Source organism: Ideonella livida, from assembly GCF_010499455.1.
Taxonomy (GTDB): domain Bacteria; phylum Pseudomonadota; class Gammaproteobacteria; order Burkholderiales; family Burkholderiaceae_C; genus Ideonella; species Ideonella livida.
In genome coordinates this window covers 23,488-41,527 of record NZ_JAAGOH010000036.1, presented here as the reverse complement: position 1 = coordinate 41,527, position 18,040 = coordinate 23,488, and the positions used below count along the sequence as shown (strand labels likewise).

Here is an 18,040-nt window from a genome sequence, read left to right as displayed (position 1 = left end):
GCCCCACGGTGCATGACGAGGCGCAGATGCCCTTTGGCGGCGTCAAGGGCAGCGGCTGGGGCCGCTTTGGCGGGCGCGCCGGCGTCGAGGCCTTCACCGAGCTGCGCTGGATCACCCTCCAGACCTCGCCGCGCCACTACCCGTTCTGAGCGGCCAGGACGTTCAAGATGAAGATCACCGTCTTGGGAGCGGGGGCGATGGGCGCCCTGTTCGGCGGCTTGTTGGCCGAAGCGGGTCATGCCGTGACGCTGCTCGACGTGAACGACGCCCACATCGAGCAGGTGCGCACCCACGGGCTGCGCCTCATCACCGATGCTGCCGACCGCCGGGTGCGCGTGCCCATCCTGCGCCCGGAGCAGGCCACCGAGGTGCCGGATTGGCTCCTGGTGTTTACCAAGACGCTGCACACCGAGCGCGCGCTGGCGGCCGTGGTGGGCCTGATCGGGCCGCACACCCGGGTGCTCAGCCTGCAAAACGGGCTGGGCAACGCTGAGCGCTTGGCGGTACAGGTGCCGTGGGAGCGGATTGCCGTGGGTGTCACCACCGTGCCGGCCGATCTGCAGGCCCCGGGCCAAGTGCATTCCGGCGGCCAGGGCCATGTGCGCATGATGTGGGCTGAAGGCCATGACGACCCGGCACTGGCCCGGTTGGCCGAGGCACTGACCGATGTCGGCCTGCATGGAACAGTCGATCCCGGTGTGAAGGCGGCCATCTGGGAGAAGGTGGCCTTCAATGCCGCGCTCAACAGCCTGTGTGCGGTGACGGGCTGCACGGTTGGTGAGATCGGCGCCCACGCCGCAAGTCGGACGCTGGCCCATGCCATTGCCTCGGAAGTGCTGGCGGTGGCACGCCAATCGGGCGTGCAGGCCCGTGATGCCGTCCACGGCGTGCTGGATCACGCCATGGATCACCACCTGCACCACAAGCCGTCGATGTTGCAAGACGTGCTGGCCGGACGCCCCACAGAAATCGAGGCCATCAATGGCGAAGTGGTGCGCCAGGCCGCATCGCTCGGCTGCGCCGTTCCGCTGACGGACACCCTGGCCACGCTGGTTCGGTTGCGTGAGCAGGCCGGATCGCGCCGCTGAGCACCTTGGCGCAACAACACTGAAGGCCACCCCAAGGGTGGTCAGCGAAGGAAACGAGGAGACCATGAAAGAACCGATTGCCGGAGATCCGGCCGCGCCCCTGCCAGTGCACGGGCCCCTCGGTCGGCTGCTGCTGACCTGTGGCAAGACGCTGTCCGTCCTGGGTGGCCTGTTGTTCGTCGGGCTGGTGATCATGTCGATCATCTCGATCGTCGGACGCAAGCTGGCCTCCGCGCCGGTGCCCGGTGACATGGAAGTGCTGCAGATGGTGGCCGCTGCCGCCTCGGCCAGCTTTTTTGCCTACTGCCACATGAACCACGGCGATGTGAAGGTGGATTTCTTCACCGCCAACGTCTCGCCGCGCGTGAACCACGGGCTGGATGCCGTGGGTTCGCTGCTGGTGGCTTGCTTCGGAGCCTTGCTCTGTTGGCGCGCGGGCGCGGGTGCATTGAGCACGCTGGAGTTTGGAGAAACCTCGGCCATCCTGGGCTGGCCGGTGGGCTGGGCCCAGCTGGCCATGTGCCCAGGCCTGGGGCTGTTGGCCCTGAGCGGCTTGTACATGGCGGTCTGGCATCTGCGCCAGATCCACGGCGGCTCCCGAGGCAAAGAGGTGATCGCATGAGCGGCATTGCCATCGGCCTTTGCATCTTCGGCTTCCTGCTGGCCCTCATGGCCTGCCGGGTGCCCATCGGCATCGCCATGTTCTTTGCGGGGGCCGGGGGGTATGTCTACCTGTCCGGCGGCGAGACCGTCGGCTGGCTGAACCTCCTGAAATCGCTGCCCTACGCCCGTCTGTCCAACTACGACTTGGTGGTGATTCCGCTGTTTCTGCTCATGGGCCAGTTCGCCACGCACGGTGGCCTGAGCAGCAGTTTGTTCCGTTGCGTGAATGCCTTCATCGGCCACCGCCGGGGCGGCGTGGCCATGGCCGCCATCGGGGCTTGCGCCGGCTTTGGCGCCATCTGCGGCTCCTCGCTGGCCACTGCCGCCACCATGGGCCAGGTGGCCTTGCCAGAGCTGCGGCGCTATGGCTACGCGGGCAGCCTGTCGACCGGGGCGCTGGCCGCTGGAGGGACGCTGGGCATCATGATTCCGCCCTCGGTGCCCCTGGTCATCTACGCCATCCTGACGCAGGAGAGCATTGGCAAGCTGTTCATGGCCGCCGTGCTGCCGGGGCTGATCGCCATGGTCGGTTACATGCTGGTGGTGCAGCTGCTGGTGCGCTGGAAGCCGGAGATGGGCCCGGCTGGCGCCCGGGTGCCCTGGGCCCAACGCCTGAGCGCCTTGGTGCAGGTGACGCCGGTGCTGCTGGTGTTCTTCGTGGTGATCGTGGGGATTTATGGCGGCTGGGCCAACCCGACCGAAGCGGCTGCCATCGGTGCCGCTGCCTGCGGCATTTTGGCGGTGGTCACAGGTGGGATGCGCTGGCGCGGCCTGCTCGACAGCGCCCTGGGCACCGCCCAGGCCACGGCCATGATCTTCCTGGTGCTGCTGGGGGCCGACATGCTCAACACCGCCCTGGCCCTGTCGCAGATGCCCTCCGAGTTGGCCGCTTGGGTCAAGGGCAGTGGCATGCCGCCGCTGCTGGTGCTGACCCTGATCTTGCTGATCTACATCCTGCTGGGCTGTGTCATGGACTCGCTGGCCATGATCCTGCTGACCATTCCCATCTTCTACCCCATGGTGATGGGCCTGGACTTCTACGGCATGCCCGATGCTGACAAGTCGATCTGGTTCGGCATCCTGGCGCTGATGGTGGTGGAGATCGGCCTGGTGCATCCACCCGTGGGCATGAACGTCTACATCATCAACCGCTTGGCCAAGGACGTGCCGCTGGTGGAGACCTTCAAGGGGGTGATGCCCTTCCTGGCCTCGGATCTGCTGCGCATCGTTCTGATGGTGCTGTTCCCCAGCATGGCCCTGGTGCTGGTGCACAGCTTTGGCGCGGCGTGATGACCCGCCGCTTCACTTTCCCGAGTTTCTTCACAAGTCCTACACCGGAGACCCACATGAACGCTACAGCAACACGCAAGATCCGCCATCTCTCCTTTGGCCTGACGGTGGCCGCAGCGGCCCTGGGCGCCCCGGCGGCTGCCTGGGCGCAGCAGGTGATCCTCAAGGTTCATCACTTTCTGCCCTCGACCTCCAGCGCCCAGCTCAAGCTGATCCAGCCCTGGTGCGACAAGGTGGCCAAGGAGTCTGGCGACCGGCTGAAGTGCCAGATCTATCCCGCCATGCAGCTGGGCGGCACGCCCGCCCAGCTGTTTGAGCAGGCCCGCGATGGCGTCGCCGACATTGTCTGGACGGTCCCCACCTACGCGGCAGGCCGATTCACCAAGTCCGAAGTGTTCGAACTGCCCTGGATGGCCGCCACCGCCAAGTCCGGCAGCCAGGCACTCTGGACCTACGTGGATCGCCACGCGGCCGATGAATTCAAGGGCGTCAAACGCATCTTCATGCATGTGCACGACGGCGCGCTGTTCCACTTCTCCGGCAAGCAGCCCAAGACCTTGGAGGACCTGAAGGGCCTCAAGGTCCGGGCGGCCACCCGGGCCAACTCGCGCATGCTGGCGGCCCTGGGGGCAGCCCCGGTGCAGATGCCGCTGCCGGCCGTGCCCGAGTCGCTGTCCAAGGGCGTGGTGGATGGCGCCACCGTGCCGTGGGAGGGCACCCCCTCCATCAAGCTGGCCGAAATTGCCAAGTACCACCTGGACGTGCCCGCCGGTGCACCGCGCATTTCCAACACCATCTTCTTGTTTGGCATGAACCAAGCCAAGTACGACAGCCTGCCGGCCGACCTGAAGCGGGTGATTGACGCCAACAGCGGGCTGGCGGCCTCGGCCTGGGCAGGTGAGACGGGCTTTGACGCCGTCGTGGAGACCTACAAGAAGGCCGCCAAGGACGCAGGCGGCGTCTTCTACAACCTGCCCGAGGCGGAGTACCAGCGATGGGTCAAGGCCACCGACTCGGTGGACGACGACTGGGTGAAAGACGCCAGCGCCAAAGGCGCCGACGGCAAGAAGCTGCTGGCCGAAGCCCGCAGCTTGGTGCAGCAGTACGCCAAGTAAGCCACGCCATGCGCCCGTTGAGCTGTGACGACTGGCGCCAGGCGGCGCGTGCTCGCCTGCCCCGGTTTGTCTTCGACTACCTGGACGGCGGGGCGGGTGACGAGACTGCCCTGCGGCACAACCGGACCGCCTGGGAGACGCTGCGCTTGGCCCCCCGGGTGCTGAGAAACACCACCCAGGTGAGTTGTGCGACACAGGTGATGGGCCAATGGTGGGCGCGCCCGTATGGCATTGCGCCGACCGGGCTCAACGGCCTGATCCGCCCGGGCGGTGACCTGGCCCTGGCCCGGGCCGCTGCCCGGCATGGGGTGCCGTTCATCCAGTCCACCGCGTCGAATGAGCGGCTGGAGGCGGTGCGCGCCGCCATCCCTGAGGGCATGTTGTGGCTGCAGCTGTACGTGATGCAGGACCCTGGCATCACGGACCAGCTGCTGCGCCGCGCGCAGGCTCTGGGCGTGGACACCCTGGTGCTGACCGTGGATGTGCCGGTGAGTGGTTTGCGCCTGCGGGACCAGCGCAACGGCTTCAAGCTGCCGTTTCGCCTCACGCCCCGTCTGGCGTGGGACCTGCTCACGCACCCGCGCTGGTCGCTGCAACAGGCTTGGGCGGGGCAGCCCAGTTTTGCCAATCTGATCGAAGACCCGGCAGCCGCGTTGAGCCCCCAGGCGCAGGCAGCCCTGCTGGCGCGCGCCATGGATCGCAGCCTGGACTGGGCTGCACTGGGACGGCTGCGGGACCGCTGGCCGGGCAAGCTGGTGATCAAGGGGCTGCTGCATGAAGAGGATGCTGGGCTGGCACTGCAGGCGGGCGTGGATGGCCTCATCCTCTCCAACCACGGTGGACGCCAGTTCGACGGCGCCGTCTCGCCCCTGGAGGCCTTGCCCCGCGTGCTGGCCCGCACAGCAGGGCGCCTGCCCGTCATGCTGGACAGCGGCATCCGCTCGGGCACCGAAGTGGCCAAGGCCCTGAGCCAGGGGGCTGCGGCCGTGTTCGTCGGCCGGGCGACCCTGTACGGCCTAGCGGCGCAAGGGGAGGCGGGGGTATCGAGTGTTCTGGACTTGCTGGCCGAGGATCTGGAGCGTGGCCTGGCCCTGCTGGGAGCGGAGGCCGTCAGCCGCCTGGGGGCGCTGGGCGCAGGTCACTGGAGATCGCCGTCCTTGCAGCGACCGGGGGACGGCAGCCCTTCGGCACCGCCTGCTGAGTGGAAGGGGGCCGGACCGCACCATCAAGGGGATGGTTGACCGGTCAGTGCCACCCGTGCTTTACCCGGGGCGTCTCGCCCGTGCCGGGCCGCTACTTCCTGGGCCTGCCCTGGCTCAACCCCAGGCCCAGGCCAGCAACATCGCCGCCACCGCCGTGGCCACCCCATGCAAACCCATGGCCGCCACGGCGTAGCCCAGTTGCGCGGGTTGGCGCTGGGCCACGCGGGCGGCGCCGATGGCATGCGCCGCCAGCCTCAGCGTGAAGGCCTCGGCCTCGGGCGTGGGGGGCGGTGCAGCAGCCGCGCCAGCAGCAGGGCAGGGGCTTGCCGCGCCAGGGGCGGGCCGTGTTCCACCACCGCCGCAATGCCGGGCAAGAACCACAAGATCAGGTGGCGCTGCAGCGAGCCGGGCACGGGCCGGCCGGCCCAGGCCAGAAGCGGGTCGGGTCATCGCGTTCACCCCTCCCGCGTGAAGCTCACCCCGCGCCGGGGCCGCTCGTCCACACTCAGCTGGAATACGTCGGGGCGGGCGTAGTGGCCCACCACGTCCAGGTCGTAGCGGGCGCCGGGCAGCTCGGCCACGTCAATGTCGGCGCACAGCAAGCCAGCTTCGCCGTGCAGCGGGCCGGCCAGCACATCGCCCAGCGGGCCCACGATCAGGCTGTTGCCCCGGATCAGCGGGCGCTCATCGGGCCAGTCGGGCACGCTCAGGCCCAGTGCGGCGGGCGAGGGCTGCACCTGGCAGGCGCTGATGACAAAGCAGCGCCCCTCGTGCGCGATGTGGCGCATGGAGCAGGCCCAGATGTCGCGCTCGTCCACCGTGGGCGCGCACCAGATCTCCACGCCCTTGGCGTACATGGCGGTGCGCAGCAGGGGCATGTGGTTCTCCCAGCAGATGGCGGCGCCGGCGCGGCCGGCGGGGGTCTCCACCACCGGCAGGGTGGAGCCGTCGCCCAGGCCCCAGATCAGGCGCTCGGTGCCGGTGGGCATGAGCTTGCGGTGCTTGGCCACCAGGCCCTGCTGTGGGTCCAGGAACAGGGCGGTGCAGTAGAGCGTGGCGCCGTCGCGCTCGATCACGCCCACCACCAGGCTGGCGCCGGTGCGCGCGGACAGGTCGGCCAGGGCCTGCACCTCGGGGCCGGGCACGTCGATGGCCTGCTCTCGGTAGGCGGCAAAGGCGGCGCGGCCTTCGGGCAGGCGGTAGCCCAGGCGGGTGCCGAAGATTTCGCCTTTGGGGTAGCCGCCCAGCACCGCCTCGGGCAGCACCACCAGGCGGGCGCCACTGGCGCGGATGCGGTCTTCCCAGGCCAGGATGTCGGCCAGGGTTTGGGCGGTGCCGGCGGGCGAGGCGCCAATCTGCAGCGCGGCCACGGTGGTGCGGGGCATGGGGTGAGGTCCTGTGGTGAAGCAGTGGGGGGATGACGGGCCGGCGCACTGGGGGCCCAGCCTGGGGTGTCGATGCTGCCAGAGCCCAGGCTGCACCGTAAGATCCAGAAACTCCACGCCTTGACCCGATCAGATGCCGGCCGTCCCCTCGTCTTCGCACCGCTATGAACAGTTGGCCGCTGAATGGGCCGAGGGCATTGCCCACGGCACGCTGCGCCCGGGCGAGCGCCTGCCCTCGGTGCGCCAGACCTGCCAGGCCAAGGGCCTGAGCCCGTCGACCGTGTTCCAGGCCTATGCGGTGCTGGAGGAGCGGGGGCTGGTGCAGGCGCGGCCGCGCTCGGGCTACTACGTGGCGGCGCGCCCGGCGGCCAAACCGCGGCCCGCGCCGGTGGCGCCCCCGGCGGGCGGGCCGCGCCCGGTGGCAGTGAGTGAGCTGCTGGTGGAGCTGCTGGGCAGCACGCGTGATGCCGATGTGGTGCCGCTGGGCTCGGCTTTTCCGGCGCCGGCCTTGTTTCCGTTCGACGCGCTGGCGCGCAGCGGCGCGCGGGCCATGCGGCGCTTGAAACCCGCGCAGATCACCGGCGCCCTGACCGCCGGCGACGAGGCCCTGCGCGAGGCGCTGCGCCACCGCCATGCGCTGCAGGGGGTGGCCCTGGCGCCTGAGGAGCTGGTCATCACCCACGGGGCGCTGGAGGCGCTCAACCTGTGCCTGCAGGCCGTGACCCGGCCGGGGGATGTGGTGGTGGTGGAGTCGCCCACCTTCTACGGCGCCTTGCAGGCCATCGAGCGCCTGCACCTGCGCGCGCTGGAGGTGGCCACCGACCCCGTCACCGGGGTGGACCTGGCCGCGCTGGAGGCCCTGCTGCAGCGCGAGCGGGTGGCCGCCTGCTGGTTCATGACGCGGTTTCAGAACCCGCTGGGCGCGCTGATGCCCACGGACCACAAGCAGGCCCTGGTGGCGCTGCTGGCGCGCCACGGCATTCCGCTGATTGAGGACGATGTGTACGGCGAGCTGCATGCCGGCCTGCAGCGCCCGCCGCCGGCCAAGGCCTTTGATGCCGCTGGGCTGGTGCTGCACTGCAGCTCGTTTTCCAAATGCCTGGCGCCGGGCTACCGGGTGGGCTGGGCGGCGGCGGGGCGCTTTGCGCGCGATGTGCAGCGGCTGAAGATGATGAGCAGCCTGTCCACCTCGCTGCCCGCCCAGCGCGCCATTGCCGACTACCTGGCCCAGGGCGGCTACGACCGCCACCTGCGCCAGCTGCGCCAGGCCCTGGCCGCCAGCCAGCGGCGCGCGCGCGGGCTGATCGCCCGGCACTTTCCGCCCGGCACGCGCTGCACCCAGCCGGAAGGGGGCTACTTTCTGTGGCTGGAGCTGCCGCCGGCGGTGGACGCGCTGGCCCTGCACCGGCTGGCCCTGGCCCAGGGCATCAGCACCGCGCCGGGGGTGTTGTTCTCGGCCGATGCCCGTTTCACCCACCACCTGCGGCTGAATGTGGGCCACCCGGGCGACGCGCGGCTGGACGCCGCGTTGCGCTGGCTGGGTGAGGCCGCGCGGCGGTGCGTCACGGACAATGTCGCCCCATGACTGCACCCACCTTGCCCCCGTGCCCCGTTTGCCAGGCCGACTACACCTACGAAGACGGCACCCAGCTCGTCTGCCCCTCCTGCGGCCATGAATGGAGCGCCGGCGCCCCGGCCGACGCCGCTGAAGCCGCGCGCGTCTGGAAGGACGCCCATGGCAACGTGCTGCAAGACGGCGACAGCGTCACCGTCATCAAGGACCTGAAGATCAAGGGCTCCTCGGCCGTGGTCAAGGTGGGCACCAAGGTCAAGAACATCCGCCTGATCGACGGCGACCACGACATCGACTGCAAGATCGACGGCTTTGGCCCCATGCAGCTCAAGAGCGAGTACATCAAGAAGGCCTGAGCGGCCTCGCCCGCCTTCAGCCCCGCCCGCCCGCCTCAGCCCCCCGACAGGGGATAGCCGAAGGCCTCCAGCCCTTCGCGCGCCTGGCGCTCGTAGTGGGCGGCCAGGCCTTCTGGCAGCTCGGTGCGCCAGGCGTCCAGCCGGTCGGCCGAGATGGGCTCATAGAGCTTCTGGTGGTGACGGGCCTTGCGGTAGCGCGGGTGCCGGTGCTCCGGCAGCAGCATGCCCTCTTCCAGGGTGTGGCCCAGAAAGGCGCAGACCGCGCTGAAGGTGCCCGCCGGGTCCTGCACCATGTCCTCGTAGCGCACCAGGTGGTAGGTGTCGGGCTGGCGCTCGCGCAGTGCCTTGACGTACAGGTTGTGGCTGCACCAGTAGCGGGCGAAGTAGTCGTCCTGGTCGCTGGGGCCCTGCCAGGCGCGCAGCGACACCATCACGTTGCGGATGTCTCGCACGAGGTGGATCACCTTGGCCTGCGCCGGCAGGCCGCCCACCTTGACCAGCATGCGCAGGAAGTTCAGGTCGTTGGGCGACTTGTCGCCCGCCAGCACCTTGCCCGCCCGTCGGGCCACCGCGCCATAGATGGCCTGCAGCAGCGCCCAGGCCTGGTAAGGCGTCTCCGCCACCAGCGCCCGGACCTCCTCGTGGGTGAGGTAGTCGGCCAGGCTGGCGCGGTACTGTGCCGAGTGGCAGATCAGGTCCGCCACCATCGGTCGGCCCACTGCCGGGTCCTTCACCCGGTCCAGCACAAAGGCCATGGGGATGATGAAGTCGGTCTCGTTGGGCACCGCCAGCTGGGAGTGGGCGTTGAGACATTGGGCCAGCAGCGTGGTGCCGGAGCGGGGTGTGCCAAGAATGAAGAACACGGCGGGCCTTGGGGTGACGCAGGGGTGTAAGGTGGGCGGCCTGATGTTAGGCCACCGACTTGGCCGCCGCCGTGGCCACCTGCCGGCCCACCGCCCCTCTTGCCGTCACCGCTCATGTCCTTGAACTGGGAACACATCCCCATCGCCGATTGCGGCGAACCCCTGCTGTCCGTGGCCGAGGCCGGCCTGGCCGGCGCGCCGGCCTACTTTGCGATGGGCTTGAGTGCCGACCCGGTGCTGCGTCTGCGCAGCGGCGTGCTGCGCCGGCTGCAGGCGGTGCAGGCGGCTTTGCGGCCCCAGGGCCTGCAGTTGCTGGTGCTGGACGGCCACCGCCCGCGGGCGGTGCAGCAGGCGCTGTACACCCGTCATCTGGACGCGCTGCGCCAGGCGCACCCCGAGTGGGACGAGCCCGGCTTGCATGCCCAGGCGGCGCGTTATGTGACGCCGCCCGACCGGCCGGGCCGCCGCGTGCTGCCGCACCTGACCGGTGGCGCGGTGGACCTGACCCTGGCGGATGCGCAGGGCCAGGCGCTGGACATGGGCACCGCGTTTGACGACTTCACGGCCCGCTCGGCGACGCTGAGCCTGGACGTGCCGCCCGCATGCCGTGCCCGCCGCCACCTGCTGTTGCAGGCCATGATGGCCCAGGGTTTTGCCAACTACCCCGAGGAGTGGTGGCACTTCGGCTGGGGCGACCCCATGTCGGCCCTGCTGTTGGGCCAGCCGCAGGCGGTGTACGGCGAGGTGGAGTAGGCGCCGTTGGCGCCTGGCGTCTTCAGGTCGGCGGCGTCAGGCACTCCGGCCCGGCATCCGACCCGGGCATGAATCGGTACAGGCGCATGGCGCCGCCGCTGGCGCGGTCAAATTCCATGGCCGCGCCCAGGCCCTGCCGTGCGATGGCCAGGGCGTCGGGAGCCGCGCCGCTGTCCTGCGCGGCGTTCCAGGCGCAGTGCATGGCGCCCAGGGCATAGGGCCGGCCGGTGCCGTTGGCCCAGAAGCGGTCAAAGCGCAGCACCTCGCGGTGGGCATACACCCCGTAAAGGCCGCTGCCATTGGCCACCAGGGCCGAGATGTGGTTGGCCTCGTAGGCGTCGTCGGGCTGCTTCTTGGGGTTGAGGAAGAACTCGTCCTTGAGCTTGCGGTGGACCCGGTTGAAGGTCTCGAACACCTGCTCCACGCTGCCCAGGCGGCAGTCTTCGCCCAGGCTTCTCAGCGCCAGGATCAAGGCGCTGTAGTGCGCCACCGTGCCGGTCAGGCCGATGCAGCTGTGGCCCACGGTGTAGAGCTTGGGGTTGTCGCCATAGGCGTGGCCCAGGCGGGTTTCGCCCTGCATGAGCAGGGTCTCCGAGCCGATGACGATGGCTTGAGGGGTGGCGACGGCCAGGACGGTGGACATGGGCGTGCGGGTTGGGGTTGGGGCGTTGACGTGGCGGCGCCGGGACCGGCAGGCGGCGCAGGTCTTGCGCCGGCCGGGCCGCGGGCTTACCGAGGGACCGGGCCAGCCTAGTTCAGGCCAGCGTGGTCAAAGCGCCGAAAAGACGCCCTCTGGCGGGCCGCCACGGGTGGTGGCGGCCCGCCGGCCGCAGGGTCAAGCCCCAGGAAGCCCCGCATGGTGGCGCGGGGTGGGTGCGGGGAGGGTGGGGCGCGGGTGGCGCCGCCGCTCCCCGTCAGCCGGCGCTGGCGGTGGCGCAGCGCGGCTTGGGGGTCAGGGTGCAGGGATGCGGTTCGGTCACACCGTGGCCAGCTCGGCTGCCGGCTGGACGTCGCGGTGCGTGGTGTCCGCTGGCAGCAACTGCAGGCGTTGGGCGGCGCTCAGCACCGCCAGGGCGCCAGCCAGGCCGATGTCGGCATGGCGCCCCACGCCAAAGCTGGTGCGGCGGGTGAGCGGGTCGGTGGCCTCGACGATGGCCCAGGCCGGGGCGTCGGCGCCGCCGCGCGCGGCGTGCTCCTCAAAGTGGTCGATGCGCAGGCGCCCGCCCAGGGCGTTCACGGCGGCCTCCACCGGGCCGTTGCCGTGGCCGTGCAGCACGGTGGCACCGGGCAGGGGCAGCGTGATCTGCGTCCCGCTGGCGCTGCGGTGCAGTTGTGGCGGTTGGGGCAGGGCTTGGGCGGTGTCGGCCGCACCCAGGTAAGCCTGGGCAAACAGGCGCCAGAGCGTGTCCACGTCGATCTCGGCCTCGCTGGCGTCGGCGTGGCGCTGCACCACGGCGCTGAACTCCACCTGCAGGCGCCGGGGCATGACCAGGCCGAAGTGCCGCTCCATCAGGTAGGCGATCCCGCCCTTGCCCGACTGGCTGTTGACGCGGATGACGCTGTCGAAGCTGCGGCCGATGTCCTGCGGGTCGATGGGCAGGTAGGGCACGCGCCAGGGCGTGCCGTCCTGCTGGGCGGTCAGGCCCTTCTTGATGGCGTCTTGGTGCGAGCCGGAGAAGGCGGTGTGCACCAGGTCGCCGGCGTAGGGGTGGCGCGGGTGCAGGGGGATGCCGGTGCAGGCCTCCACCACCCGCGCGGCGCCGGCCAGGTCCGAGAAGTCCAGCCGTGGCGACACGCCCTGGGTGTAGAGGTTGAGCGCCAGCGTCACCAGGTCCACGTTGCCGCTGCGCTCGCCATTGCCGAACAGGCAGCCCTCCACCCGGTCGGCGCCGGCCATCTGGGCCAGCTCGGCGCAGGCCACGCCCGTCCCGCGGTCGTTGTGGGGGTGCACCGAGAGGATGATGTGCTCACGCTGTGGCAGGTGGCGGTGCATCCACTCCACCTGGTCGGCAAACACGTTGGGCGTGCTCACCTCCACCGTGGTGGGCAGGTTGAGGATGATGGGACGGCCCGGGCCCACGCCCCAGGCGCGCATGGCGGTCTCGCAGGCCCGCAGCGAGACGGGCAGCTCGGTCATGCAGAAGGTCTCGGGCGAGTACTGCAGCACCCACTCGGTTTCGGGCTGGGCGTCGGTCAGGCGCCGCAGGTGGCCCACCTGGCGCTCGATCAGCGCCATGACCTCGTCCACCGAGAGGCGGAACACCAGCTCGCGCCAGGCCGGTGCGGTGGCGTTGTAGAGGTGCACGATGGCGCGGCGGGCGCCGCGCAGGCTCAGCACGGTGCGCTCGATCAGGTCCTCGCGGGCCTGTGTCATGACCATGGGCGTCACGTCTGCCGGGATGTGGCCCTGCTCGATGAGGCCGCGCACAAAGTCAAAGTCGATCTGCGAGGCGGCGGGAAAGCCGGCCTCGATCTCCTTGAAGCCGGTGCTCACCAGCAACTGCCACAGGCGCAGCTTGCGCTCGCCGTTCATGGGCTCGAACAGGGCCTGGTTGCCGTCTCGCAGGTCGGTGGACATCCACACCGGCGCTTGCCGGATCTGGCGGCCGGGCCACTGCCGGTCGGGCAGGTCCACGGCGGGGAAAGGGCGGTACTTGGGGCTGGGGTCACGCAGCATCATGGTCGTCGGCTCACGGTCTGCCCGCGGACAGCGGGCGCCCCGCCGGCCGGCGGTCAAGGCCCAGGCCGTGCGGGTGCGATGAAGGGGGAGGGGACCGTGCGCAACCCGTGCCTGGCGATGCCAAGCGCGTCACTCCCCTGCCGCAGTGGCCTGCGGTGTGGAGCCGGGATCAGGGGGAGTGGAAGAGACCCGCCGAGAAGGTGGGGGTCAGAGGGCGCGCACGTGCAGATCCCGGCCCAGGGTGAGGGCTAGGTCTAGCAGGAAGGCGTGGCGCGAAGGCATGGGGAGCGAATGTAGCGGGACGGCGCACGGGCCGTCAACCGGTGATATTTCACGGTTTGTGCCGCCTACCCCTACTGTGGAGACTTATCGACGCGTGGACGTCGATTGTTGAGGTGTGTAAGAAATGCTTACACTGTGTTTCATGGCCGTTGCTCAACCACAGCGTCCGCACCTTGTCTTCGTCACCTTTGAGGAGTCGTCACCATGATGAAGAAATCACTGCTGATCACCGCCGCCGCGGCCACGCTGGCCCTGTCCCTGCCCATGACCGCCTCGGCCGAGTCGCAGCTCATCGTGGGCTCCGGCACCGCCGTGGCCCGCCTGGACTTCCGCGTCATCATCCCGCGCGTGCTGTTCCTGGCCGTGGGCACCGGCAACGGCACCCCCATCGCCAGCAACTCGACCATTGACACCCTGACCTTCGACTACAGCGCCGCCGCCGCCGACGTCGGCAACGGCACCGCCTCCGCGGCGCAGTCGGTGGCCGTGCGGGTGCGCGGCAACAACGGCCAGGTGGCGCTGACCGCGACCACCTCCGGCGCCCTGACCACCGCCGATGGCGACGTGATCCCCTGGTCGCAGATCACCCCCAGCAGCGATGCCGGCACCCTGCCGACCCCTGCGCTGCCCCTGTCCGGCCCCGGCACCAGCAGCAACGTGACCCTGAATGCTGGCAAGATCACCGACCGTACGGCCAACTGGTCCTTCGTGTACGAGAACGACAACATCGTCGCGCCCGGCACCTACGGCACCACCAACGGCCGCGTGACCTACACCGCCTCCATGCCCTGAACCGGCTGCAGGCCCCAGGACGGACCGGTCCGGCCGGCCGTCCCGCACGGGGCGCGCGGCGCCCCGCACCTCCATGAGCCCGACGTCCTCGCTCCGCAGCCGACCCCTCCGCGCGCGGAACGGGGCCCGGGCTCTGTTGCTGCTGGGCCTGGCCCTGGCGCCGCCGCTGGTGCAGGCCTGGTCGCTCAACATCGCGGCGGCCAGCCGCCGGGTGTTCCTGCACGTGGGCAACGGCACCCGCGACGCCACCAACACCACCATCAACCGGGTGGAGGTGACGGTGCCCGGGGCGGCCCTGGCCTCGGGCGCGGCCCAGGCCATGACCACCAACAGCACCCAGTCCACCACGCTGTACGGTGACGGCTACACCACCTGTCCCACCCCGGCTTCCCAGATCCTGGTGGGGGCGGCCTACCGCCGCAGCAACGGCGGCGACGGCCCGGCCAGCGCCACGCTCACCGTCACCTCGCCGGCCAGCCTGACCAACGCCGCGGGCGACACCCTGCCCTTCAGCCAGATCAGCTGGACCGTCTCGGCCCCCGGCAGCTCGGTGCCCAATGTCATCGCCGCGGGCACCTTCAACGGCGGCACCCTCACCCTGGCCACGGTGCCGGCCAACACCTACATCGAGAACTGCCACACCTTCAGCTACGCCAACAGCGTGCTGCCGGCGGCGGGCACCTACAACGGACGCGTGACCTACACGCTGAGCAGCCCATGAAGCCCGCGCCCCGCCTGGTCGGGTGGGCTGCACTGGCCCTGGTCGCCCAGTTAAGCGGCGTGGCGCCCGCTGCGGCCAACCCCCACCGCCTGGACGACACCGGCACCCACACCATGCCGCCACAGGTGCAGATGCAGTGGCGCGAGCGTGCCGACGGCATGCAGGCCCAGGTGCGGGTGCGGGTGCGCCTGGACACCCGGCCCTGGATCGGCCGCAGCGGCCGCATCCACCTGGTGCTGGACCGTGACGAGACCTCCACCCTGGAGGCCCGCTGGACCAGCCAGGGGCCGCTGCAGGGCGGCGTGCTGCGCTCGGGCGAGCGGGCCCTGGTCTGGGCCGGCACCCTGACCACCGCCACGCTCGAGGACCAGTTCCTCATGCACCTGAGCACCGGCACCGACTGGCGAGGCAACATCCGGCGCCTGAACTTCCGCTTTGAATTCGATGCTGACTGACCGATCGCGCTTCATCCCTCCTGCCTTGCAAGCCCTGGCCATCGGCCGGGGCCGGCTGACCCGTTCGGCTGTCTGGGCAGGCCTGCTGGCGCTGGCCGCCGGGGCCGTGCCCGGCGTGGCGGGGGCACAGGGCTTCTCGGCCTACGTCTCGCCGCCGCGCATCGTGGCCCAGGTGGCGCCGGGCAAGTCCTTGCGCCAGATCGTCGAGATCCAGCACGTCGGCCAGCAGCGCGGCGGCTACCGCCTCTACACCAACGACTGGGATCTGGGGCCCGACCAGGCGGTGACGTTCACCGACGCGTTGTCCCCCCAGAGCTGCCGGCCCTGGGTGGCCATCGAGCGCCACGAGCTCAGCCTGGCCGCCGGTGCCCGCTACCGTTTTCGCTTCGAGGTCACGCCACCGGCCGAGGCGCCGGCTGGCGAATGCCGTTTCGCCCTCATGGTCGAGGGTCAGGACCCCGCCCGGGTGCAGGGCGCGCTGAGCTTCCCGGTGGGGGCGCGCATTGCCGTCATCGTCTACGTCACCGTGGGTGACGCCGCCCCCGTGCTCACCGTGGAGGGTCAGCAGGTGGCCACCGTGCAGGGCCAGCGGGTGCCGGTGCTGCAGGTGCGCAATGCCGGCAATGCCCACGGCCGCCTGGAGGGCGTGCTGGTGGGCACCGACGCCGAGGGCCAGCGGGTGGAGCTGGCCGCCGCCGACGTGCCCATCCTGCCTGGGCGCAGCCGCGAGATCGCCCTGACCCCGGTGGTCGAGCCCGGCCAGCCCCAGCCCACCCTGCGCTACCCGCTGCAGGTTAAGGGCACGCTGGAATGGGGCCGGCAGTCCCTGGCGGTGGACGCACGCTTCCACCCATGAAGGGACTGCGGGTCGGCCCCCTCGTCTGCCTGCTGGTCGGGGCCGTCCCGGCCTGGGGGCAGGGGCCGGCCGCGCCCAGCCCTGCCGCACCGGCCTATGTGGACCGGGTGATGGCCGACCTGCCCCCGTCCGAGGACGAGGAGGATGCCCCCGAGGCCCCCTACGACCCCAGCGGACCGCCGCGCTACCTGCGGGTGGAGGCCCGCGTGGGCACCGAGCCCTTCGACGCCCGGCACCGCACGCGCAGCGGCGTGGTCGCCCAGGCCCTGCTGGAGACCGCCAGCTTCGGCCTGCTCTCGCTGGACGGTGCGCTGCCGGGCGATGCCCGCCGTGCCACCCTCACCCTGCGCCAGCGCGACCTGCCGCTGGCCGACGGCTGGCGCGCCCACCACGAGCTGGGCGTGGTGGACCGGCCCGCGCCGCCCGTCACCCGTCTGCCCACCCGCATCACCGTGCCCTCCTTTGTGGTGGGTGGCGCGGCGCTGCAGTGGGAGCAGCCCGAGCGCGGCTGGTGGCTGCAGGCCGCCCAGGGCGAGGCCGGCCGCCTGCAGGGCGCCCCGGTCACGCTGTTTGACCGCCTGGGCGGTCAGCGCAGCCTGCTGGCCCTGCAGTCGCGCCAGGCCCCGGGGCCCGGCCAGGGCGTGTGGACCACGGCCATGATGCTGGAAACCGCCGAGAACGTGCTGCCCACCGGCGCGTTGGGGGCCGCCCGGCAGAGTGCCCGCTCCGGCCAGACGGTGGTGCGGCTGGAGCAGGGGCCGCTGAGCCTGCAGACCCACACCGTGCGCACCCACCAGGAGACGCTGGACACCGTGCGCGACGGCTTCTGGCTGGACGGCCAGTGGCGCGAAGGCCCGCGGCAGCACAGCTTTGGTGCCTACCGCCTGGCCCCGGGCCTGAGCTGGGTGGACCAGCCCCTGCCCGAGGATTTGGAAGGCGTGTACTACCGGGGTCAGTGGCGGGGCCGGCTGTGGTCGGTCGAGGGCGCGTTGGACGGCCTGCACAACCTCAGCGGCCGTCATGGGGACGGCTTCTACGCCGCCACCAGCGGCCGCTGGCGCCTCAGCCGCGACCACAGCCTGGGCGCCGGCCTGACCCTGCGCCGCTACGCCGGGCAGGCCACCCAGGGCCATGCCGACTGGCGGTGGCAGCATGAGCTGGGCGCCACCGGCCTGCGCCTGGAGCACACCGACAGCCAGGACGGTCCGCGTCGCCTGGGCCTGTCCTGGGACCAGGAGTGGGCGCTGCCGCTGGGCCAGACGCTGGCCAGCAGCCTGGCGCATGCCCGCGAATCGGCGTTTGCCCCCGCAGGCCTGGGCGCCCAGAGCCTCTGGAACGCTGCCCTGGCCTGGACCCTGCCGCTGGGCTCGCGCGCCCAGTGGAACGGCAGCCTGCAGACCCAGCGCAGCAGCGCCGGCCAGGACACCTGGAGTGCCAACCTGGGCACGCAATGGCGCCTGGCCCCCCTGTGGACGCTGGAGGGCCTCTACACCCGCAGCCTGGGCCGCCTGGCCTCGGCCGTGCCGCTGGACCCGCTGGCGCCCCGGCCCACCGACGCCGTGGCCACCGCCAGCCGGGCCTTCCTGCTGGTGCTGCGCCACGAGTTCCAGGCCGGCAGCCGCAGCGTGCCGCTGGGCGGCCAGCCCCAGGCCGGCGGCGGGCGGGTGCAGGGCGTGGTGTACTTTGACGCCAACCGCAGCGGCACCCAGGACGCCAGCGAGGCCGGCGTGCCCGGCGTGATGGTGACGCTGGACGAGCGCTACGTCACCCGCACCGATGCCCAGGGCCGCTTCGAGTTTCCGCTGGTGGCCGCTGGCGGCCACACCCTGGCCGTGCGCAGTGACAGCCTGCCCCTGCCCTGGTCCGCCGCCGACGAGACCGGCCAACGCGTGGAGGTGCAGCTGCGCGGCGACACCCGCGTGGCCCTGGCGGTGCAGCGCGCCCCCTGAACCCTGCACCTGCGGGC

General features: G+C 71.0%; 19 protein-coding genes. 14 read left to right on the top strand and 5 right to left on the bottom strand.

The window, feature by feature from the left end; all coding sequences use genetic code 11:
• From G3A44_RS19940 to G3A44_RS19915, 6 genes are all read left to right on the top strand, one after another.
• Nucleotides 1-149 (top strand): aldehyde dehydrogenase family protein (locus G3A44_RS19940; RefSeq protein WP_163459511.1); only part of this gene is annotated, 149 nt, incomplete at its 5' end.
• An 18-nt stretch (nucleotides 150-167) separates the two neighbouring features.
• Nucleotides 168-1,088, top strand: a complete 921-nt coding sequence (locus tag G3A44_RS19935) for a ketopantoate reductase family protein (protein WP_163459510.1) — start codon at nucleotides 168-170, stop codon at nucleotides 1,086-1,088.
• A gap of 64 nt (nucleotides 1,089-1,152) precedes the next feature.
• Nucleotides 1,153-1,710 (top strand): TRAP transporter small permease, encoded by a 558-nt coding sequence (locus tag G3A44_RS19930; RefSeq protein ID WP_163459509.1) that lies wholly within the window; start codon nucleotides 1,153-1,155, stop codon nucleotides 1,708-1,710.
• The gene (locus tag G3A44_RS19925; protein ID WP_163459508.1) at nucleotides 1,707-3,041 is read left to right on the top strand and encodes a TRAP transporter large permease; all 1,335 of its coding nucleotides are present in this window, start codon (nucleotides 1,707-1,709) and stop codon (nucleotides 3,039-3,041) included. The genes G3A44_RS19930 and G3A44_RS19925 overlap by 4 nt, the downstream gene beginning before the upstream one ends.
• A gap of 56 nt (nucleotides 3,042-3,097) precedes the next feature.
• A complete protein-coding gene (locus G3A44_RS19920; RefSeq protein WP_163459507.1) occupies nucleotides 3,098-4,156 on the top strand; it encodes a TRAP transporter substrate-binding protein in 1,059 nt (352 codons plus the stop codon).
• A gap of 8 nt (nucleotides 4,157-4,164) precedes the next feature.
• Entirely contained in the window at nucleotides 4,165-5,397 is a 1,233-nt protein-coding gene (locus tag G3A44_RS19915) for an alpha-hydroxy acid oxidase (RefSeq protein ID WP_163459506.1), read from the top strand.
• A 75-nt stretch (nucleotides 5,398-5,472) separates the two neighbouring features.
• On the opposite strand, the gene G3A44_RS19910 is transcribed toward G3A44_RS19915, so the two are convergent.
• Together G3A44_RS19910 and G3A44_RS19905 are read right to left on the bottom strand one after the other, a co-directional pair.
• The gene (locus G3A44_RS19910) at nucleotides 5,473-5,808 is read right to left on the bottom strand and encodes an LrgB family protein (protein WP_163459505.1); all 336 of its coding nucleotides are present in this window, start codon (nucleotides 5,806-5,808) and stop codon (nucleotides 5,473-5,475) included.
• 5 nt (nucleotides 5,809-5,813) lie between these two features.
• The gene (locus G3A44_RS19905; RefSeq protein WP_163459504.1) at nucleotides 5,814-6,743 is read right to left on the bottom strand and encodes a carbon-nitrogen hydrolase family protein; all 930 of its coding nucleotides are present in this window, start codon (nucleotides 6,741-6,743) and stop codon (nucleotides 5,814-5,816) included.
• A gap of 133 nt (nucleotides 6,744-6,876) precedes the next feature.
• On the opposite strand from G3A44_RS19905, the gene G3A44_RS19900 reads away from it, so the two are divergent.
• A complete protein-coding gene (locus tag G3A44_RS19900; RefSeq protein ID WP_163459503.1) occupies nucleotides 6,877-8,328 on the top strand; it encodes an aminotransferase-like domain-containing protein in 1,452 nt (483 codons plus the stop codon).
• Entirely contained in the window at nucleotides 8,325-8,672 is a 348-nt protein-coding gene (locus G3A44_RS19895) for a zinc ribbon domain-containing protein YjdM (protein ID WP_163459502.1), read from the top strand. The genes G3A44_RS19900 and G3A44_RS19895 overlap by 4 nt, the downstream gene beginning before the upstream one ends.
• Before the next feature lie 35 nt (nucleotides 8,673-8,707).
• Here the strand turns inward: G3A44_RS19895 and G3A44_RS19890 are convergent, their stop codons facing one another.
• On the bottom strand, nucleotides 8,708-9,535 hold the full coding sequence (locus tag G3A44_RS19890) for a sulfotransferase family protein (RefSeq protein ID WP_163459501.1): 828 nt from the start codon (nucleotides 9,533-9,535) through the stop codon (nucleotides 8,708-8,710).
• A gap of 114 nt (nucleotides 9,536-9,649) precedes the next feature.
• On the opposite strand from G3A44_RS19890, the gene G3A44_RS19885 reads away from it, so the two are divergent.
• Nucleotides 9,650-10,288, top strand: coding sequence for a M15 family metallopeptidase (locus tag G3A44_RS19885; RefSeq protein ID WP_163459500.1), 639 nt, complete (start codon nucleotides 9,650-9,652; stop codon nucleotides 10,286-10,288).
• A 22-nt stretch (nucleotides 10,289-10,310) separates the two neighbouring features.
• On the opposite strand, the gene G3A44_RS19880 is transcribed toward G3A44_RS19885, so the two are convergent.
• Both G3A44_RS19880 and G3A44_RS19875 read right to left on the bottom strand, forming a co-directional pair.
• A complete protein-coding gene (locus tag G3A44_RS19880) occupies nucleotides 10,311-10,931 on the bottom strand; it encodes an Ntn hydrolase family protein (protein ID WP_163459499.1) in 621 nt (206 codons plus the stop codon).
• 333 nt (nucleotides 10,932-11,264) lie between these two features.
• Nucleotides 11,265-12,965, bottom strand: a complete 1,701-nt coding sequence (locus G3A44_RS19875; protein ID WP_163459513.1) for a 2-isopropylmalate synthase — start codon at nucleotides 12,963-12,965, stop codon at nucleotides 11,265-11,267.
• Between the two features lie 489 nt (nucleotides 12,966-13,454).
• Between G3A44_RS19875 and G3A44_RS19870 the strand changes: the two genes are divergently transcribed.
• From G3A44_RS19870 to G3A44_RS19850, 5 genes are all read left to right on the top strand, one after another.
• Entirely contained in the window at nucleotides 13,455-14,042 is a 588-nt protein-coding gene (locus G3A44_RS19870) for a hypothetical protein (RefSeq protein ID WP_163459498.1), read from the top strand.
• A 136-nt stretch (nucleotides 14,043-14,178) separates the two neighbouring features.
• On the top strand, nucleotides 14,179-14,763 hold the full coding sequence (locus G3A44_RS19865) for a hypothetical protein (RefSeq protein ID WP_163459497.1): 585 nt from the start codon (nucleotides 14,179-14,181) through the stop codon (nucleotides 14,761-14,763).
• On the top strand, nucleotides 14,760-15,218 hold the full coding sequence (locus tag G3A44_RS19860) for a hypothetical protein (protein ID WP_163459496.1): 459 nt from the start codon (nucleotides 14,760-14,762) through the stop codon (nucleotides 15,216-15,218). Before G3A44_RS19865 ends, G3A44_RS19860 begins: the two co-directional genes overlap by 4 nt.
• Nucleotides 15,208-16,074, top strand: a complete 867-nt coding sequence (locus tag G3A44_RS19855; protein WP_163459495.1) for a COG1470 family protein — start codon at nucleotides 15,208-15,210, stop codon at nucleotides 16,072-16,074. Before G3A44_RS19860 ends, G3A44_RS19855 begins: the two co-directional genes overlap by 11 nt.
• The gene (locus G3A44_RS19850) at nucleotides 16,071-18,023 is read left to right on the top strand and encodes an SdrD B-like domain-containing protein (RefSeq protein WP_163459494.1); all 1,953 of its coding nucleotides are present in this window, start codon (nucleotides 16,071-16,073) and stop codon (nucleotides 18,021-18,023) included. The genes G3A44_RS19855 and G3A44_RS19850 overlap by 4 nt, the downstream gene beginning before the upstream one ends.
• Nucleotides 18,024-18,040: the final 17 nt, after the last annotated feature.

Bases quoted from the DNA above. Each gene is read 5' to 3' on its own strand.
- G3A44_RS19935 (WP_163459510.1), top strand. From the start codon at position 168: ATGAAGATCACCGTCTTGGGAGCGGGGGCGATGGGCGCCCTGTTCGGC.
- G3A44_RS19930 (WP_163459509.1), top strand. From the start codon at position 1,153: ATGAAAGAACCGATTGCCGGAGATCCGGCCGCGCCCCTGCCAGTGCAC.
- G3A44_RS19925 (WP_163459508.1), top strand. From the start codon at position 1,707: ATGAGCGGCATTGCCATCGGCCTTTGCATCTTCGGCTTCCTGCTGGCC.
- G3A44_RS19920 (WP_163459507.1), top strand. From the start codon at position 3,098: ATGAACGCTACAGCAACACGCAAGATCCGCCATCTCTCCTTTGGCCTG.
- G3A44_RS19915 (WP_163459506.1), top strand. From the start codon at position 4,165: ATGCGCCCGTTGAGCTGTGACGACTGGCGCCAGGCGGCGCGTGCTCGC.
- G3A44_RS19910 (WP_163459505.1), bottom strand. From the start codon at position 5,808: ATGACCCGACCCGCTTCTGGCCTGGGCCGGCCGGCCCGTGCCCGGCTC.
- G3A44_RS19905 (WP_163459504.1), bottom strand. From the start codon at position 6,743: ATGCCCCGCACCACCGTGGCCGCGCTGCAGATTGGCGCCTCGCCCGCC.
- G3A44_RS19900 (WP_163459503.1), top strand. From the start codon at position 6,877: ATGCCGGCCGTCCCCTCGTCTTCGCACCGCTATGAACAGTTGGCCGCT.
- G3A44_RS19895 (WP_163459502.1), top strand. From the start codon at position 8,325: ATGACTGCACCCACCTTGCCCCCGTGCCCCGTTTGCCAGGCCGACTAC.
- G3A44_RS19885 (WP_163459500.1), top strand. From the start codon at position 9,650: ATGTCCTTGAACTGGGAACACATCCCCATCGCCGATTGCGGCGAACCC.
- G3A44_RS19880 (WP_163459499.1), bottom strand. From the start codon at position 10,931: ATGTCCACCGTCCTGGCCGTCGCCACCCCTCAAGCCATCGTCATCGGC.
- G3A44_RS19875 (WP_163459513.1), bottom strand. From the start codon at position 12,965: ATGCTGCGTGACCCCAGCCCCAAGTACCGCCCTTTCCCCGCCGTGGAC.
- G3A44_RS19870 (WP_163459498.1), top strand. From the start codon at position 13,455: ATGATGAAGAAATCACTGCTGATCACCGCCGCCGCGGCCACGCTGGCC.
- G3A44_RS19860 (WP_163459496.1), top strand. From the start codon at position 14,760: ATGAAGCCCGCGCCCCGCCTGGTCGGGTGGGCTGCACTGGCCCTGGTC.
- G3A44_RS19855 (WP_163459495.1), top strand. From the start codon at position 15,208: ATGCTGACTGACCGATCGCGCTTCATCCCTCCTGCCTTGCAAGCCCTG.
- G3A44_RS19850 (WP_163459494.1), top strand. From the start codon at position 16,071: ATGAAGGGACTGCGGGTCGGCCCCCTCGTCTGCCTGCTGGTCGGGGCC.